General features: G+C 40.0%; 25 protein-coding genes. 21 read left to right on the top strand and 4 right to left on the bottom strand.

The features are described from left to right. The 7 genes from H6G92_RS27585 to H6G92_RS27555 form a co-directional block, all read left to right on the top strand. Positions 1 to 212: hypothetical protein (locus H6G92_RS27585; protein WP_242059334.1), on the top strand; the 212-nt coding region annotated here is incomplete at its 5' end. An 11-nt stretch (positions 213 to 223) separates the two neighbouring features. After that, positions 224 to 424 (top strand): hypothetical protein, encoded by a 201-nt coding sequence (locus H6G92_RS27580; protein WP_190898459.1) that lies wholly within the window; start codon positions 224 to 226, stop codon positions 422 to 424. Next, positions 421 to 744 carry a hypothetical protein gene (locus H6G92_RS27575; RefSeq protein ID WP_190898453.1) on the top strand — a complete coding sequence of 108 codons (324 nt, stop codon included), beginning with the start codon at positions 421 to 423 and terminating at the stop codon, positions 742 to 744. Before H6G92_RS27580 ends, H6G92_RS27575 begins: the two co-directional genes overlap by 4 nt. Before the next feature lie 11 nt (positions 745 to 755). Continuing rightward, positions 756 to 995 carry a hypothetical protein gene (locus tag H6G92_RS27570; protein ID WP_190898446.1) on the top strand — a complete coding sequence of 80 codons (240 nt, stop codon included), beginning with the start codon at positions 756 to 758 and terminating at the stop codon, positions 993 to 995. Then, entirely contained in the window at positions 979 to 1134 is a 156-nt protein-coding gene (locus H6G92_RS27565) for a hypothetical protein (protein ID WP_190898444.1), read from the top strand. Before H6G92_RS27570 ends, H6G92_RS27565 begins: the two co-directional genes overlap by 17 nt. Beyond that, positions 1131 to 1505, top strand: a complete 375-nt coding sequence (locus H6G92_RS27560) for a hypothetical protein (RefSeq protein ID WP_190898442.1) — start codon at positions 1131 to 1133, stop codon at positions 1503 to 1505. Before H6G92_RS27565 ends, H6G92_RS27560 begins: the two co-directional genes overlap by 4 nt. Positions 1506 to 1519: 14 nt before the next feature. After that, entirely contained in the window at positions 1520 to 1795 is a 276-nt protein-coding gene (locus H6G92_RS27555) for a hypothetical protein (protein ID WP_190898439.1), read from the top strand. Positions 1796 to 1869: 74 nt separating this feature from the next. Here the strand turns inward: H6G92_RS27555 and H6G92_RS27550 are convergent, their stop codons facing one another. Continuing rightward, on the bottom strand, positions 1870 to 2061 hold the full coding sequence (locus H6G92_RS27550) for a hypothetical protein (protein WP_242059333.1): 192 nt from the start codon (positions 2059 to 2061) through the stop codon (positions 1870 to 1872). Between the two features lie 176 nt (positions 2062 to 2237). Between H6G92_RS27550 and H6G92_RS27545 the strand changes: the two genes are divergently transcribed. The 13 genes from H6G92_RS27545 (at position 2238) to H6G92_RS27485 (ending at position 11695) form a co-directional block, all read left to right on the top strand. Then, positions 2238 to 2495, top strand: coding sequence for a hypothetical protein (locus H6G92_RS27545; RefSeq protein ID WP_190898436.1), 258 nt, complete (start codon positions 2238 to 2240; stop codon positions 2493 to 2495). Between the two features lie 289 nt (positions 2496 to 2784). After that, positions 2785 to 2982: a hypothetical protein gene (locus tag H6G92_RS27540; protein ID WP_094346014.1), complete on the top strand. Its 198-nt coding sequence runs from the start codon at positions 2785 to 2787 to the stop codon at positions 2980 to 2982. Continuing rightward, positions 2979 to 3287, top strand: a complete 309-nt coding sequence (locus H6G92_RS27535; RefSeq protein ID WP_190898431.1) for a hypothetical protein — start codon at positions 2979 to 2981, stop codon at positions 3285 to 3287. The genes H6G92_RS27540 and H6G92_RS27535 overlap by 4 nt, the downstream gene beginning before the upstream one ends. A 281-nt stretch (positions 3288 to 3568) precedes the next feature. After that, the gene (locus tag H6G92_RS27530) at positions 3569 to 3991 is read left to right on the top strand and encodes a hypothetical protein (protein ID WP_190898426.1); all 423 of its coding nucleotides are present in this window, start codon (positions 3569 to 3571) and stop codon (positions 3989 to 3991) included. A gap of 2 nt (positions 3992 to 3993) precedes the next feature. Next, entirely contained in the window at positions 3994 to 4635 is a 642-nt protein-coding gene (locus H6G92_RS27525; RefSeq protein ID WP_190898421.1) for a hypothetical protein, read from the top strand. Then, entirely contained in the window at positions 4632 to 5120 is a 489-nt protein-coding gene (locus H6G92_RS27520) for a hypothetical protein (RefSeq protein WP_190898415.1), read from the top strand. Before H6G92_RS27525 ends, H6G92_RS27520 begins: the two co-directional genes overlap by 4 nt. Further along, positions 5117 to 5791 carry a hypothetical protein gene (locus H6G92_RS27515; RefSeq protein WP_190898411.1) on the top strand — a complete coding sequence of 225 codons (675 nt, stop codon included), beginning with the start codon at positions 5117 to 5119 and terminating at the stop codon, positions 5789 to 5791. The genes H6G92_RS27520 and H6G92_RS27515 overlap by 4 nt, the downstream gene beginning before the upstream one ends. A gap of 90 nt (positions 5792 to 5881) precedes the next feature. Next, positions 5882 to 7384 carry a hypothetical protein gene (locus H6G92_RS27510; RefSeq protein WP_206758407.1) on the top strand — a complete coding sequence of 501 codons (1503 nt, stop codon included), beginning with the start codon at positions 5882 to 5884 and terminating at the stop codon, positions 7382 to 7384. A gap of 94 nt (positions 7385 to 7478) precedes the next feature. After that, a complete protein-coding gene (locus H6G92_RS27505; RefSeq protein ID WP_190898403.1) occupies positions 7479 to 7880 on the top strand; it encodes a hypothetical protein in 402 nt (133 codons plus the stop codon). A 66-nt stretch (positions 7881 to 7946) separates the two neighbouring features. Then, a complete protein-coding gene (locus tag H6G92_RS27500; RefSeq protein WP_190898399.1) occupies positions 7947 to 8282 on the top strand; it encodes a hypothetical protein in 336 nt (111 codons plus the stop codon). Between the two features lie 63 nt (positions 8283 to 8345). Continuing rightward, positions 8346 to 8537, top strand: a complete 192-nt coding sequence (locus tag H6G92_RS27495; protein WP_190898394.1) for a hypothetical protein — start codon at positions 8346 to 8348, stop codon at positions 8535 to 8537. Positions 8538 to 8541: 4 nt separating this feature from the next. Next, positions 8542 to 9387 (top strand): BRO-N domain-containing protein, encoded by an 846-nt coding sequence (locus tag H6G92_RS27490; protein WP_190898391.1) that lies wholly within the window; start codon positions 8542 to 8544, stop codon positions 9385 to 9387. A gap of 301 nt (positions 9388 to 9688) precedes the next feature. Then, complete coding sequence (locus H6G92_RS27485; protein ID WP_190898385.1) at positions 9689 to 11695, top strand: DEAD/DEAH box helicase; 2007 nt, start codon at positions 9689 to 9691, stop codon at positions 11693 to 11695. A 142-nt stretch (positions 11696 to 11837) separates the two neighbouring features. Here the strand turns inward: H6G92_RS27485 and H6G92_RS27480 are convergent, their stop codons facing one another. Then, on the bottom strand, positions 11838 to 12476 hold the full coding sequence (locus tag H6G92_RS27480) for a thiaminase II/PqqC family protein (protein WP_190898379.1): 639 nt from the start codon (positions 12474 to 12476) through the stop codon (positions 11838 to 11840). Positions 12477 to 13112: 636 nt separating this feature from the next. Here H6G92_RS27480 and patX point away from each other — a divergent pair. After that, the gene (gene patX, locus H6G92_RS41240) at positions 13113 to 13343 is read left to right on the top strand and encodes a heterocyst-inhibiting protein PatX (RefSeq protein WP_390625544.1); all 231 of its coding nucleotides are present in this window, start codon (positions 13113 to 13115) and stop codon (positions 13341 to 13343) included. Positions 13344 to 13485: 142 nt separating this feature from the next. On the opposite strand, the gene H6G92_RS27475 is transcribed toward patX, so the two are convergent. Both H6G92_RS27475 and H6G92_RS27470 read right to left on the bottom strand, forming a co-directional pair. Then, positions 13486 to 13737 carry a sigma-70 family RNA polymerase sigma factor gene (locus H6G92_RS27475; RefSeq protein WP_313890000.1) on the bottom strand — a complete coding sequence of 84 codons (252 nt, stop codon included), beginning with the start codon at positions 13735 to 13737 and terminating at the stop codon, positions 13486 to 13488. 499 nt (positions 13738 to 14236) lie between these two features. Further along, positions 14237 to 15502, bottom strand: a complete 1266-nt coding sequence (locus H6G92_RS27470; RefSeq protein WP_190898374.1) for an AIPR family protein — start codon at positions 15500 to 15502, stop codon at positions 14237 to 14239. Positions 15503 to 15679 lie beyond the last annotated feature (177 nt).

Raw genomic sequence — 15679 nt, 5'->3', positions numbered from 1 at the left:
TAATCAGCAAAGGATTAAAAATGGCTAATCTTCCACCAATTAATTCAGTTGTAAAAGTCATTAAAGCCCTGACAGAAAAAGATCCAAGGTTAGGGCAAACAGGTACAGTAATCCAGTATTCAGTACATGGCATGGTTTGCGTTCATTTTCCAGACATGCCGCCTGGTCAAGGAATTTTTTTCAATGCACATCATTTACAAATCATAGAGTAATAGCCAAGATTATGCCGAGAAAATCCACTCATCCCACCCCTACTGATAAGTCCTCACTGTGCCTACAATATCTCAATCGTTGTGGTGGTAGCGCTCGATTGTGTCATATCAACTTCAGTCTGTCAGTTATTCAAACCTTAGTCAATCAAAGAAAGGTAAAGATTAGCAATACTGGTGCAGGGTTTTTTATTGAATTGGAAGATGCAAAATGAAAACACAGAAAGTAACTCATCAATCATATTTGCCTTCAAATAATAAGAGTAAGTTAGTTCTTCGTCGGACTCGAAAAAGATTTAACCCCAGGATTTTCGTTGATCGCATCATAGAAACAACTGCAATTCTATCCTTACTTTTTACCGGATTTGCGGGAGTAGGAGCAACAGGCTGCTGGGGAATGGAGATTGCTACGAGTTCTCATTACTGGCAACAGCAGAAAAATATTTGCCTGGGTGCAATTCTGGTAAGTTTTTCCGCTTTCTTGGGCAGTTCTCTAGTTGGAGCAAGTTTCAGTATTCACCGGGACAAATTTTAGGAGGAACAACGATGGAAATCAAATTAACCACATCAGAAATTCGGACTATTTTACAAGGATGTCAATATACATTGCAGCTTGTGGTAAGTAGTAAGGATTATCGCAGACTTCAGTCGTCCGAGTATTTTTCTACATCAAACAATGTAGTGCTAAATGATGCGTTTAATGTTTTGGGAGAAGTTGTAGACGCAATTGTTCAGGTGGAGCAATTTAATCAACAAGGAGAATCAAGTCATGGAGCAGGAAATTAAAAATGCAGTTGGCTTGGGCAGTCCTGAACTCGTGATAAAGTCGAAACTAAAACCAGAACCTGAACCAAAACCAACAGTAACGATTTACGACTTCTCTTCTTTGTTATCTAAAAACGAACCACCTAAAAGACAAAGATGAACACAAGGCAATTGATTCTTAAATCTGCCATTGTAGTTTTCGCATTTTCCACTATTCTGAGTGGCTGTGTTATGGTTTTCGGGCAAAAGAAAACCAATCACTTCAACATCACAATACCTGCAAGCGCAGCGAGGCTGGCTTTGTGTTTCAGCTTGATGGGAACTGGATTAACCATGTTTATCGGCAGTCGGATTGAGACAGCGCAATTTGAAGAATCATTAAAACCCAGACCTGTGCCTCTTCCGTGCCGAGGTTGCAAGCATTTCCACGGGGTTGTCTACAACGGTGTGTTTCTCAATTGCGCTGTTCATCCCAAAGGCTGCTTCGGTGATAAATGTCCTGATTGGCAAAGCTTTCGACTATCTAAATAAGTAGGAGCAAGAAAATGACATTCACTTTGGATAATCGCTCTCGAAACAAAGAATCGTCCTTAACTCAAGCATTACGGCAGATACAGCAGTTAAACTCCAAGATTGTTGTGTTAGAGCAGCAGCATCAAGATTATGTGCGATCGCAACAAAATCTGATTAGTGCCATTGCCGAAATCTGTGTTTCTCCAATGCAGGAAATACAGGCGCTGCGGATTCTGATCTGTCGGGGAGAAGCAGCTTGTCGGCAGTACTTGCGTTCAGTGCTAGTCAAACAGAGGAAGGATTCTTGAAGAGGCAAGGGAGAAGAAGAATTAGTCAAACATAATTCTGTTTTCTCCCTTCCTTTTCCTCCCTTGTTCCCTCATCACTCGACCAGATTTTCTTCAGAAGGAATCAAACCCAATTGATGACGGGCAAGAGTTCCCTGAACGTGAAGCGCAAATCCTTTTTCCCAAAACAGTCGATGCATTTCTGACTCATTCCATCCTTCCATTGCTTGAATCCGTTTTGCTGCTTCATACAACGGCTCTGGAATAGAAACTGCGATTTGAATCATTTTTGGTGTAGTTTTCTTAGGCATTTTTTGATTAACAAGGAGACTTTTATATAACTATACCCCTATAGTTAGATGTTTTTATCAAAAAGTCTTACTAAAAGGATATCTTATCTATAGGGGTATAGATAGTATATTTGTACTACTCTAGAATCGCTTTGACGTTAAAGGTCGTCTATATGCCAGAAATCGAATCACTTCATGACTTTCTAGGGAAACATCCCATGTACCATCGGCAGTTAGCCGAGTTAATGGGAGTGAAAACCTGCACAGTAGATAGATGGAGTAATCAAACTAGACGAGTAACTGAACGCACTTTAAAAGAACTCAATCGGTTACACCATTTGCTTAGTCAAAACCCACAACTTAGAGAAAAATACGTTAAATCAGTGAACAGTAAACAGTTATCAGTTATCAGTTATCAGTTATCACAGTAACAGTTAAGGGATTTGACCCACTAACTGTTACCTACCACTTTTTAGAAGTAGGGGACTTTAACCCAAGGATAAAAAAAGCATTCTTTACTGATAACTCATAACTGTTAAAACTTTGTCTAAAATATCTTAGCCATGAAGCTTGCACTCAGTCAAATATCAAAAATATTCATTAAAAACTGTACTTTGTCCAGTTCTTTTGTGCGATCTTAAAAAGAACTGGACAAAGTACAGTTCAAACTATTGCCCGTTATAGTACGGGTTTTTTATTATGTGAATATCAAATGTATCAATGCTGTATTTGGCAACAAACACCGTTTTAGAAGGGCGAACAATAAAAAGCGATCCTTCTAAAACAAAGATCGCACAAACTAAAATTACTTACTCAGATTATATGGCAAACAACGGGTTTGACGCACTCAAAGAAGCGTTACAAGGAAGCGATCAGTTTAACTTGCATCAGTTAGATAACGGAGGACTGGTTTCATGATTGACCTTGTAATTGCAGGACTAGTGGGAGCAGCACTTGCTCACTCCAAAAAACAGACTTTTGAAGGGAAAATGGAGAGTTTACATCAGGATTTACAAGTAGGGAAAATCTCTATGCCCAAAGCACAATCACGCTATAAGTCACTGATTGACCAAGAAATTGACAAGGTAAAAGCTAGTGGTATTCCAATATCCCCAGAACTAAAATCAGCATTCCAAAATGGACTTGATTACAAGAAGTTAGCGGGCAAAGTTGACCCTGATACCTACAATGCTCTCCATCAAGCTTATTGGTATGGTGAATAGTAAATAGAGTGATGAATCTTATTTCTTACCAGGAAAGACTGCTTTTTTACTAACATTAATTATTTAGATACCTGCAACGTTGCAACATTGCTCATTTATGTTGCAGGTATCAAAACCTCAATTTTTGGCAAAATGTTGCACTAACTCTTGCAACATTTTGCAGCAACTCTTGCAACATTTTGCTCTGGTTATTCTGATGAACAACAAAAATCAAGTCTCAAATAGACCAAAAACAGTAGTTTTTTTAGTTTTTGATGATGGAGTAAAAAGTAGGTGCAACCGTGTTGCAGTCACCGACAAAAATGTTGCAGAAGGCAGGTGCAACAATGTCGCGGACTGATTTACCTGAGATTTTGCAATACATCAAACAAGATTCTAAAATCCGCGATGCTTTTTTGGATAATTTACTATCAAGAGAACAATGGGCGAATTTTTTAGGATTTCATCGCACAACTCTTTGGAGGTGGGAGGAAAAAATTATCAACGAAATTCCACCACTCCGATTCAGTTATTATGAAAACTGCCGAGGAGTCCGAAGTAATTATTTAGATGCTTACCAAAGGTTTTTATTAGCAATTATTTATTTATTGAAAGGGGAAGAAGTCGAAAAAGGTATTAAGAACAATACTCAAGTTAAAGAATTTCTCAAAATGAATTTCATGCATTTACGTCGCAAAGATTTTGAACAATGGAAGGAGAATTAGTAATGTTTACCAGAAAACAAGTAATCGAATATTTCAGCGATCGCTACAGCGATGTGCAAGTGATAGAAGCATTGCGAATCATGCGTGACCACGGGGCAGACGTTGACCCTGAAGGCGATGAGTTTAGCCCAGATATCACAGAAGAGTTGGAGAAAGTGTTTGAACTGGCTGGTGCAGCAATTAATAGTCAAAAGCACTTGCCAGCATCAGAACAAGAAGCATCAGCGATTCAACAAGCAACCAACATGGCGGCTAATATTATTCCGAACGTCAATCATCAGATGATGGCAGGGATGATTCGGGTGGTAATGAGTAGTGCGGTAGCCCAAGCCAATGCAATAGCAACATTAGAGGCGAAGGTGTTTCAAAGGGCGTTAGATCATAGCAGGGGTGCTGTAGCTAATTCTTTCCTTGAGCAAACACAGTACAGCACTGAATACTTGCGTTCGCTTTCTGATAACGATAAGCAAATCAATAAGCTGCTTGCTGGTTATGGTGTGGAAACAGTAGACGTTGATGCCTTTTTGAGCGAAGTAAAATCTCTTGCCCCTCAAGTCAAATCTGATGTACAGAATTTCAAGTCTTTAGCTCCTGCGGATACCAGTTTTAGTATTGATGCTTTTTTAGAGGAGATGGGCGAGTGAACAACACCAGGATTTGGAGAAAACACAAAACATCGATTGTGTTTGGCGCGTTAATTGGGGTATCTCTGCTTTATTCCTCTGGTGATATTCAAAGGAATATGGGAGCAGTATCAGACATTAAGCAATCCATTGCTGAAAACTCTAAGCAACAAACAATCCTGGAGCAACAACTTGAGTTTGAGAAGGAACAAGCGACTATTGCTGATTCCAGGTATGAATCTGGATGTCTGCCAATTGTGGCCACAGTCTACCCTCATAAATACGTGACGATTGTCCAAGGAAAGGTTATCAAAGACCGGATCACACTGAACCCTTTGCCGAAAGGAACTGTAGTCTGTGATGCCAACGGTAATACTGGTGTGATTGCTGATAGGGGAGAAGTGGAGGCGATCGCTTTTACCGGAAACAGAGATTTAGTTGCCACTAGGCTTAAACGCTTTCGTGGTGGTACATACAGCCAGCCAATAGATGAAGGAGCAAAATGAATTTCACGATGCCCAAAAATCAGAATGGACAAGCAAAAACTAACTCCTGGCTACGGCTTTTATATTGGGGGTTAGTAGTAGCTGGCATCTGGTTCGCCTATTTGAACATTCAGCCTTATGAAAGAGCAGTATCTTTTTTAGGAGCTAAAGCCACCAGTAGCGCATTTATCTCTCTGGTCGCTTCAATCCCTCTGCTCAACGGAATTGCAGCAATATTTTCAAAGAGTCTTTCTTGGATACTCGGAGCAATACTTTGGAGCGTAATTCAAATTATTGAAATACTGCCCCTGATTCTCTATAACAATGAAAAGTTTATAGAGAAGATTGTTACCGAGGCTGATGGGCGTTCCCGCTATCAAGAGAAAGATACTGATGATCCCACTCTCATAATGCTCAAACGCACATACAATCATCTTCCAATCTCTGTTGTCAGCAACTTAGAGGTGTTGAAAATCTTTACTTACACCGTTGATTTCATGATTTGCCTTACTGTTTATTCACCTGTGGCTAGCGGTAAAATCTCAGACTTAATATTTATTTTGGCGACAGGGCAGTGGGGGAAATTAGACTACGGTAATTTGGCATTGGCGCTAGTTACGTTGTTTGCAATTGAAGTAATAGTTTCTTTAATCATTTGGGTTGGTAAATTGTCTTACGCCATTATTCCCTAGCGAGCAATAAGTTAAGTCCGGGAGCGTAGTCTTCACCCGGATTTCTCCCTTTCTCGCTTAAATACCAGATTTTTATAAAAAAATATGAATATGACACGTTTTGATATTAATAAGACCCAAAGAACCCCGGAGCAATGGAGCGCGATCGCTTTTAAGTCCACTACCGAAAACAACGTTCAATGGAATATTGCTCTTGGGTTGATTGTGGCAGCAGTTGCAGCTTCGGCCACCTCGCCACTGACTGGAGCGCTGATTGCCGGATGGACACTATATAGTAGTTTTAAAAAAGCTAAAGAAATTCAACGCAATCAAGCAGCGATTAGAGAATATGGCTGCATTGCTCATATTTTGTCCGGTGATGACTTTAGGGCATATATACAGCAAGTAGGTAAGGATGATATAGAGCGAGAGTTGCATTTTGCTAGCAGTCAAGAATACGCTTTTTCAAACGCAGCAATCGATTATATTGAGGATGCATCACAATCTAGTCAATCATTAAATCAACCATTCTTCTCACTAACTTCTTCTAATTCCCTGCAACAATCCACATTTCTCTCACAACAATCTAATTCGCATTCTACTGAACTTGCAGCTACTAATACATCATCTTCAATTCACAATCCCACACACGTTATAGATATAGTTCGAGAAATTGCTTCACCTATTCGGAATTGCATTATTTTTGGGATTGGTGGAAGCGGAAAAGGAATGCTGGTTGCTAATGCTTTACGTCGAATCAAAGCCGAAAAGCCAAACCGCAAAATCTTTTATATTGACCCCAAAAATGAACCATCTGAATATGGTTACACAGAGGGCGTGGTTGACGTTGTTCGGCGTAAAAAATGCAAAAATGAATCCCCAGAAAATATTTGTAAATGGATGGATGAAGTACTTGATGGAACCAAGGAAGAAATAGGTTACATCGAATGGGCTAATAATCAAGAGGAATCTTTATTAGTTATTGACGAAGGTTCCACCCTTGGAGATGCGGCTAAAAAATGTCGAAACGAGCGCATTGGCACATTGATTTTACATATTTCTTCACTTGGTGGTTCTAGCAAGGAGAATGTTTGGCTACTTGCTCAATCTCCTTATGTTGGGCCACTAGGATTAAATTTATCAGCTACTAGCCAAATTACGGCAGTTGCCATCATTTCAGACAAGAATACTAATGTTTTAAAACAGTGGAAAAAGTCACCGATTCTCGAAATGATTGATTTAGAGAGAATAAACACTTTAATTAAAGCCTCTCCATGTAACCGCGCTGTGTTCTTTGGGGGGAATTCTACATGGAGCGCAATGCCAGAATTGCCTAATTACTCTGCTCTTGATCGGGACAACGATAAACCAACAGGAGATTCATTGTCAACTCAACAACGGCAGCAGTTGAGAACAGCTACAGCTACACAAAGAAGTCCTTCTCAACAGATGATTGATAAATTGGAGCGGACACGGCATTCTACTTTAGAAGATTTTATCGTCAAAGAATTGGGGCAAAATGACCGTGCTGATGAATTAAAAACAGCAATTGTTACACTTATCCGCCAAACTGACCATCAAGGATTAATTTACAAATTTAAAATTGATGTTTGATTGATGTTAGTTGCAACCTGACTCTTAAGAAAGGGAGATTTTGTTCACCTCTGTCTCGAATCTGACTAATTATTGAACTAATTCGACTCACATAATGCGTAAATCTTTAAGTAAATTTGAATACGCTAGTAACTGGTCAATAACTTGCCGTCGTGTAAGAAAGCTGCAACCACTCTGCACTAATAATCCCTGGCACGGACGCGCCACTGTTGTACATCACATCAAATACAAACGCTCTTTATTGCGCCGCTTTTTGGGAATGTTTTTACTGCATTTCCCTAGTGCAAGCGTATCTGGTTACGAAATTTCTGGCTGGGATTGTGTAGGGGTATGCTCCCGTTGCCATGAAAATTACTATGGCAGAAGTAGCAGCCGCATCTCAGTTCACTACCATCAAGTCTGGTTACAAAAAGGTGGACTCAACAACCACCAGACTTGGATTAAGGCTACATCTTTACGAATTAAGTTTTGCTTTCTTGCGTTAAGCCGTATTTGACATTTCCTCTTTCATCATTATTCACAATTTTTTTTAACGGATGATTCTCTTAATTTTTTTGGTGTCATGAGCGAAAAATTAACCACAGCATTGCAAAAACTAGCTATCAGTCCAGTTAAGCAAGACAGATTGGCTATCGAACGCCTAGAAAAACAGTACGGCGCTTCTTTACTAGAAATTATTAATCAGATGGAAAACTATGCCATCGTTCACCAATCTATTGAAGACGAAAGAGCTAAACCCAGAAATCAGTTGATTATCGTTTGCTGCTATGGCTGTCTTTGGGGTGCAGTTATCGGAATTGCGACGTTGTTTATTAAGCCCGGTGTGACTGTGGCGGCGATTGGGTTAGGTTTTACGGCTGGGGTGTCTGGAAAATTACTGGTTCAAAAAGGGGAATAAGTTGAAGTAGCTGAAGATTGGTTTTAATTGTTTAGCTGGTATTTTCGATTTATAGGAGTAAATATGTCTTGGTCGAAATCTATCTCTCTTGATGTTGCTAATAAAGTTTTTGACGTAATTGGAGTTTCTTTTGAACAAAACAAATTAGAGGGCGGTTACATCGCTAAACATGAGAGTAAGACTTTGAGAAGGCCAACATTGACCGCTTGCTGTATAGCTGTTTTGAGTGATTGGGTAACAATTAAGGAGAATTGAATTTATGTCGGATTTATCAGTTTTTGTGTTTGAGTCTCAACAAGTCCGATTCGTTGGTACACCAGAGAAACCAGAATGGGTCGCTGCCGATGTCTGTGCAATTCTTGAAATTAAGAATCCAAGTGATGCGTTAGGTTCTTTCGATGAAGACGAGAGGGGTCTAGCTAATGTCTATACCCCTGGTGATGACAACCCTCAAGGACAAGAAATGCTTACAGTGACTGAAGCTGGACTTTACCGATTGATTTTCAAATCCCGTAAACCAGTCGCTAAACGTTTCCAGCGCTGGGTTTTTCACGAAGTGCTTCCCTCACTGCGGCGTACTGGGAAGTACGAAATGCCCAAGCCAAACCAACAACAAAATATTAAACCCACGCTTGATGAACTCGTTAGCTTTGGGCAAAAGATTCTGTCTGGCACAAGGCTTAGTGCAGAACTTCAAACCATCACCATCCTTCGAGGTGTACAAGTGCTGCGTCCCGAAATAGCTCCGATGGCACAGGAGTTGGTCGGAGCAATCCAGGAAATCGTTGCGACTCCCGACCGACATTTGTCTCCAACTGCAATCGGTGAATTATATGCCGAACGCAACGGACTGCCCAAACCCGTAAAGCCACAAATAGTTAACCGTGTTTTGGAATCTGCTGGCTTGCAAACCAAGGAGGTCCAAATTAACACTGACACCAATGGTAAACAAAGTCACAAAAATATCTGGCATCTAACCGAAAAAGGTAAGCTGTGGGGAACGGTGACACGAGATAAAGCTCGGACTCACGACAAGATTGTGGAACACGTTCGCTGGTTGCCAGATGTTCTTGAGGTGATTGATTTGAGTGTAGAGGAGAATTGAAAGTATTTGATGAGAACGATTGATAATCGCCTTTGCTTAATAAAGGCGATCGCACAATTTGTATTTTGGATGGACAGGGAAAACAAAAAATACACGAGTTACCGCATTAGTTTTTATGAAAAGTTCAACTTATAGCTTCAGTTCGTTATAATTTACTCTTTATGAAGTAAAATCGCATCAACTCAACCCAAAACATCTTTACTACTTTTAGAATTGAGATTGTCGGTATCTTAACTTGAAGAGCTTGTGGCATAATGAGCAATATTCCCATGGGAGAAAAATCATTGTTGAGGTAGATTAAATGCCTGTTACCTACGAACTTAGAGATTATCAACATCAGTGGATAAAAGATATTTGGAATTCTTGGGAGAATGGTAATAGGCGAGTGCTTGCACAACTCCCGACAGCCGCCGGGAAAACGGTGTGTTTTGCACATATTTCACATAAATTCTTTGACCAAGGAAAGCAAGTTTTAGTCATTGCTCATCGGATTGAGTTGATATCTCAAGCTGCCGAAAAGCTAGAGCAAATTATCGGTGAACCCGTTGGAATTATCAAAGCAGGTGTTCTGGCTAATCCGGAACGAAGAATCCAAGTTGCTAGCGTTCAAACGTTGAGCAGACGAGAGGTATTACAGTTGCCAATGAACATTGGACTTTTGATATTAGATGAAGCGCATCATGCAACTGCTTTATCTTATCGACGACTAATTGAACATTATGAAAGCGCCCAGATATTAGGTGTAACTGCCACTCCTCAGAGAATTGACGGTCAAGGTTTTGTTGATTTATTTGATGATTTGGTTATTGGCATTGACACGGCTTACTTAATTCAGTCCGGGTATTTAAGTAACTTTCGATTATTTGCAACGAATCAAACTATTTCTACTCTTGGAGTTGCAAAATCTCGTGGGGATTTCAGAGCCAAAGAGCTAGCGGTTGCCGTCACTAGTCAGATTGGGGTTAGTGAAATCCTTGAGAATTACTTTAAATATGCACGAAATCTTCGTACAGTTATTTTCGCCTGTAGCTTAGAACATTCTCGTGCCCTGGCTGCGGAATTTTCTCGTAATTATATTAGTGCCGAACATTTGGATGGGAAAACTCCCCCACAAGAGAGATTAGAAATATTGCAGCGTTTTCGCAATGGCACTACCCAAGTAATTACTAATTATGAAATCTTAACCGAGGGCTTTGATTGTCCTAATATTGAGTGTGTCTACTGTGTCCGTCCAACTGAAAGCTCTACTCTTTGGCTGCAAATGCTGGGGCGGGTTCTAAGAACTTACACTTTAAAACCAACGGCGGTAATTATTGATATTACGGATAATTGGAAAAAACATGGGCTTCCTGATGAACCACGCAAATGGAGTTTATTGCCTAAAACTATATCAGAAATACAAAATAAAGGTTTAATTCAATGTGAGCATTGCACCCATATTTTTAAACCGCGAACTGATGAATTAGCTAATTTTAATGCTGAAGTTGACGAGGATGGAGTGGTGATTCAACATCACCAAGCTATTTGTCCAAGCTGTGGTGAAACGATTGATTTTACAACTATTGAAAATCCTGCAAAGCCAACTTTTAGCAGAATCCGACTTAGACAGGGTTTTAGCCTTGAGCTTACAGAAATTGACCTTTCTGTTTCTACTTACAGATTAGACTTAGTTACTGATACCCTAAAAAAGCAAGGTTTACGGGGTGCAAGTCCCACTAAAATTTATAGCGCCATTTTCATCGCTTTTATTGAAAATATTACTAAATTTACTCTTGGAGATTGGCGCGAAATCGTTAAAATGGTTGAGCCATCCCAATTAGCAATTACCAAAAAAGCATGGGAACTGTACAAGGAAGCTTTTGAGCGACATAAGAACCGCATCTTGGCTATGTCTTTTGTCGAACAGAAAAAGCTTAAACAACAAGGCAGTAGCAATGTGGCGACTAATGTAACGACAATAGAAGCCCTTGGGCAGTTAGAGAATAGTATATTCTGGGAACCAAAACCACAGGAAAAGTCATCTAAGTTCAAAAAGAATTTAGGCGATAATTATTTTAAAATGAAGTACAAATCACAATGGAAACAATCTTTAACTTACTGTTCAATGCTAACAGGTGATTTTTTAAACATAAATGCTGGACTATTCCATGTGGAAACTAAGGATGTATATGTAAATATCTGTATTGAGGTTAGAGAACTTCCTGGGCTGAAATCCAAACTAACAGAGATTTGTGATCCCGCAGAGATTGAATATGCCTTTACTCAAGGGTTTGGCAAGCTTGCTAAGATCATGTTTCGGTTAAGTTGATTTCCAATGTTGGATCATAATTGAATGGCACGCTTAAAAAGCGCTAACCCTTGATATTACTGCTTTTTGGGTGTGGAGTTGCAGGTTCGACTGTAGGAAATTAAGAAGAATTTGCGGGCGTTTCACACTCGTCCGTTGAAAACTATTTTGATTCATGCTGTGCTGTGTGAAAAGCCATCTGCCAGAAATTATGTTCAAATTTTGCCACCATTAAAAAAGATTCTTCAGCTTGTTTTTGAATATCTTCCTGTGCCGTTTCTAAAACCTCATCAGCTTGCTGTGACAAAAGTTTTACATATTTTGTAAAATCAGTATTTCCCCATCTTTGTGCAAATTCATCGTAAGGTGCAGGCATCTTACCTGGTAGTTGCCAACCTTGATTATAGGCTAATTCAATAGCCCAAAATGCAGTTGCTTGCACAGGATAAGGCTTGTCTGCAAGACTATGCATATATTCACAGTATTCTCTACAGGTTGGTTGTTTTTTTATATTAAGATCCAGTTGTCGTTGGGTAGCTTTTTCTTGAAACCAGTTGAGTTCGTCTTTAAGAGCTGCCAGTCCTCCAAGTATCACATCAAAATGTTCTGGAGGTGCGCTGGCTAATACTCGCCCTACCATCCGCGTAAATTCCACAACAAACAGATAATCTTGCATCAACCATGTATTGAATTGCTGGGGTTGAATTATACCTAATTGACACTGTTCTAGAAAGGGATGCACAGTTGCTTCTTGCCAATCTTGAGCATGATTTTGTAAAAGAAGTTTGCAAGTAATAGTCATTTTGGCTCAATAGGTATTTCGGGGAGATGGAATGGAGACGAACAGATTGCTAAGATCCTAACGATTCTACCTCCTACTGAGGTGACATCTAGCACGATTCATACAGACTACTCGGAGGATTTCGGTTTCGAGTTTGACGAACAAGTTTTTAGACCAGCAGCCTGCATCGTCGGTTGCTCTAAGGGGGATCCAAGAAATAAAATGCCCAGCCGTATCAATAATATTTTTGGCACAACCGAAATATCTAGGCGCTTTCGCCTTGAGGGCGAAAGCTAGGCTCATAGCATTTTATTACTGGTAAGGGCCCAACTATCACAGGGTTGAGTACGGCGGCAATTTGTTAGGCTGTGGCATATATCCATGTTGGATGGGATGGTGAGAATTGTCCAGAGTTTATCAATCCCTAGTAACTGCCCAAATCGGTCATTTATTTGTGCCAAAAGTCATGGTCGAATTCATGACTTTTTTCATTAGTTTTTTTGTCAAAGATTTATATAATAGTCGTATTCAAACCAATTTATATTGCGATATCAAACCCAAAATTAAGACAGTTTTGCCATTATATTTATATATATTTACCGGATAAATTAAAAATATTAAGTATTAGTTAATAGAGATAAAATACAGCTATTAACTATGCCTTTTACACCTTATATTTTGGTCTGGACTTTCCTATTTAGGTTACTAAGTCTGAATGACCAAATACAGATAAATAAATTATCACAGACCCTGTATCCTACTTATAAAACACAACAGTTATTTTCAGAGATTACCAAATCTAATACTCCCAGTACCCCTGTACCTTATAGAGGCGGTGGACGTAGATATTTAATTGAACCTTTCAAAAATATTGAGCCTCTTGTTTAATCTGACTTTTCACAGGATCTGAAAAAATCAAAAGGTGTGGGGTGTAGTAAGACTTTCTATCTTTCCCTACACCCAAACTTGTAACCCTACCCCCAGCCTTTTTTCGCTAATTAGTCCTTCAAATATCATCAATAAGTATTTCTCAGGAAACTAAATACTGTTGAATTTCAGTTTTTTGACGACGTAAAACAGTGATTGCTTGCTGCTGAATTTGGCGAACTCGTTCTCTACTGACATTCAATTTCTCTCCAATCTGAGCTAAAGTTAGTTCTTGATCGTTCTCTAACCCAAAACGCAAAATTAATACTTCACGTTGCGTCGGTTTGAGTGATTCTAATAAACTATTTATGTCTTGGCGTAAAAGTTCTTTGGTGATATGTTCGTCTGGAGATATGCCCTCATCTGGTAAAAGTTGGCTAAGTTGCGATAAATAAATTCAACCTAGAACACAATCATCTATAACGGTATCCAGTGAGCGCTTACTATACCTCCATTCCGAATGGCACGAAGATTTATGTGAAACCTCTTTGCTGACTATCTTTTTGGGGGTAGGGTTGCAGCTTCGTGTGTTCTAGACAATTAAATGCGAGTGCGTCAAGGAGTTCAACATCTTCTTAATTCCCCACACCCGAACTTAGCAACTCCACACCCTTTCATCCAGGAATACCAGGGATTTACGCTTTTCTTCGTGCCATTCCCCTATACCCGCATTTCTCACAAGCTTCAGGCGTTTGATAGAGCAGAGGGGCGGAGGGGCAGAGGGGCAGAGGGGAAAGAACTTAGTATTTGAACTCTCCCCTGCTCCCCTGCTCCCCTGCTCCCCTGCACAAGCGCAGGCTTTGAGAGGTGTGGTGAGAAATCCGGGTATACCTCATGCCCTATTCGGTAAAAAACTATTTGGGAACAGTAGTCGCGTTGAGTTCATCCCTTTTCCCTTTTCCCCTCTTGCTACTACCTTGTGTCACTTTCGATTCCTCTTCTTTCTTACTAGAGTTGACCATTTGCATCAAGTGCTGATTTAGATAACTTTGCGCCGAGATATAAAGACTTTCCCAAATCTCTTGATTGCGGCTGATTTTTGTACCTACTGTATTTCCTGCCGTTTTCTCCGATACCAAGTATTTACGGAAATAGTTATTCCACAGGTGTTGGAGGAAATGTTCGGCAAATTCGTTAAACGGCAGAATCCATTTATAGTCCTTGTCCAAAAATACCCGATAGGACGCAATTATCGGTAGTGCAAGGTCAGTTGGCGCACCAAACCCGAATGAATACTTGCTGTCCGGCAACAATGTAGTTTTACGTATATCTATTGATGCCAAATCGTTAGCACCCTTTCTTCTGGGGTTGCTGATATAGTCTTGGATTATTTCGTAGAGTCTTTGCTCTATCCACAAAGCATGAGTCAAGAGAGGCAATAAAGCGGTTAATCTTTCCCTTTCTGCGTCTGTGATGTTACTTGGAAGACTCATCCCTGCTGGGTGCTTGGTTCGTTTATTGCCGTCGGGGTTGTATTTATTTCTGTCGAGGCAGTAAAGGAGCTTCAGCAAATGGGTAACATTACACTGGGCATTTCTGGGAGCGCCGCTTTGGTTTTGGTAATAGGCGATGCGGAATTTTCTATCTTCTGCTCTTTCTAACTGAGCTAAGTACTGCTTAATGAATTTGTAATCACCCCTAGCGTTTACTTTGGAGCGAGAATCTACTGGCGTTGTGGTGTTTGAAGCTAGGGCTATATCTTTGGCTGATTCTTCTGTCAGTCCGATGTGAATCGTAACTTTTACTCTGGCTTCGGTTAAATTGTAGTTGTAATTTTTCGCTTGCTCAAAAGCTAAAACTGTATGCCCCCCGTTGATAATGCCATCACTACCTCCCTCGTTAGCTTCTAAGACTTCTAGCTCTAGTTCAGTTTTGTTTTTGACAGGTTTAGCAATATTAGCTGACAGAACGATTCCACTATGACGCGAGAAGAATTTTACAGGTTCGGTCGTTAGTGAGTCGAAGATTTGTCTGTAGGTCGCGCTTTTGCGGTTCGGTTCGCGGATGTTGGGTTCTAGGGGAAGGTCTGTTGGGAAGCTGTCTACATGAGCAGTGGCGATGATGCAATTGGGGTTGGCTTGAAAATAGTTATCTATCTTGATGTTCCAAGTCTTGGGCATAGTTTATTTCTTAATGGAAGTAAATTATATGTTAACCGTGCTGTATTCCTAATAGCTCAGGGTAAAAGTAGCGTTTGATGAGTTGACCCACCTAAATAAATGCACAATTCTGGCAAAAATATCGTCATTTTGAGGCATCTTAATAGTAGAGTTGCCGGAGAATAGTGACTAAAATCC

The organism is Nostoc foliaceum FACHB-393 (assembly GCF_014698505.1).
GTDB classification, from domain to species: Bacteria; Cyanobacteriota; Cyanobacteriia; order Cyanobacteriales; family Nostocaceae; genus Nostoc; species Nostoc foliaceum_A.
Note: the sequence above shows the minus strand (reverse complement) of the source record. Positions and strands in the feature narration are given on the sequence as shown.

Bases quoted from the DNA above. Each gene is read 5' to 3' on its own strand.
- H6G92_RS27580 (WP_190898459.1), top strand. From the start codon at position 224: ATGCCGAGAAAATCCACTCATCCCACCCCTACTGATAAGTCCTCACTG.
- H6G92_RS27550 (WP_242059333.1), bottom strand. From the start codon at position 2,061: ATGATTCAAATCGCAGTTTCTATTCCAGAGCCGTTGTATGAAGCAGCA.
- H6G92_RS27500 (WP_190898399.1), top strand. From the start codon at position 7,947: ATGAGCGAAAAATTAACCACAGCATTGCAAAAACTAGCTATCAGTCCA.
- H6G92_RS27495 (WP_190898394.1), top strand. From the start codon at position 8,346: ATGTCTTGGTCGAAATCTATCTCTCTTGATGTTGCTAATAAAGTTTTT.
- H6G92_RS27560 (WP_190898442.1), top strand. From the start codon at position 1,131: ATGAACACAAGGCAATTGATTCTTAAATCTGCCATTGTAGTTTTCGCA.
- H6G92_RS27510 (WP_206758407.1), top strand. From the start codon at position 5,882: ATGACACGTTTTGATATTAATAAGACCCAAAGAACCCCGGAGCAATGG.
- H6G92_RS27525 (WP_190898421.1), top strand. From the start codon at position 3,994: ATGTTTACCAGAAAACAAGTAATCGAATATTTCAGCGATCGCTACAGC.
- H6G92_RS27485 (WP_190898385.1), top strand. From the start codon at position 9,689: ATGCCTGTTACCTACGAACTTAGAGATTATCAACATCAGTGGATAAAA.
- H6G92_RS27490 (WP_190898391.1), top strand. From the start codon at position 8,542: ATGTCGGATTTATCAGTTTTTGTGTTTGAGTCTCAACAAGTCCGATTC.
- H6G92_RS27565 (WP_190898444.1), top strand. From the start codon at position 979: ATGGAGCAGGAAATTAAAAATGCAGTTGGCTTGGGCAGTCCTGAACTC.
- H6G92_RS27570 (WP_190898446.1), top strand. From the start codon at position 756: ATGGAAATCAAATTAACCACATCAGAAATTCGGACTATTTTACAAGGA.
- H6G92_RS27545 (WP_190898436.1), top strand. From the start codon at position 2,238: ATGCCAGAAATCGAATCACTTCATGACTTTCTAGGGAAACATCCCATG.
- H6G92_RS27535 (WP_190898431.1), top strand. From the start codon at position 2,979: ATGATTGACCTTGTAATTGCAGGACTAGTGGGAGCAGCACTTGCTCAC.
- H6G92_RS27480 (WP_190898379.1), bottom strand. From the start codon at position 12,476: ATGACTATTACTTGCAAACTTCTTTTACAAAATCATGCTCAAGATTGG.
- H6G92_RS27505 (WP_190898403.1), top strand. From the start codon at position 7,479: ATGCGTAAATCTTTAAGTAAATTTGAATACGCTAGTAACTGGTCAATA.
- H6G92_RS27540 (WP_094346014.1), top strand. From the start codon at position 2,785: ATGCTGTATTTGGCAACAAACACCGTTTTAGAAGGGCGAACAATAAAA.
- H6G92_RS27470 (WP_190898374.1), bottom strand. From the start codon at position 15,502: ATGCCCAAGACTTGGAACATCAAGATAGATAACTATTTTCAAGCCAAC.
- H6G92_RS27515 (WP_190898411.1), top strand. From the start codon at position 5,117: ATGAATTTCACGATGCCCAAAAATCAGAATGGACAAGCAAAAACTAAC.
- H6G92_RS27575 (WP_190898453.1), top strand. From the start codon at position 421: ATGAAAACACAGAAAGTAACTCATCAATCATATTTGCCTTCAAATAAT.
- patX (WP_390625544.1), top strand. From the start codon at position 13,113: ATGCCTTTTACACCTTATATTTTGGTCTGGACTTTCCTATTTAGGTTA.
- H6G92_RS27555 (WP_190898439.1), top strand. From the start codon at position 1,520: ATGACATTCACTTTGGATAATCGCTCTCGAAACAAAGAATCGTCCTTA.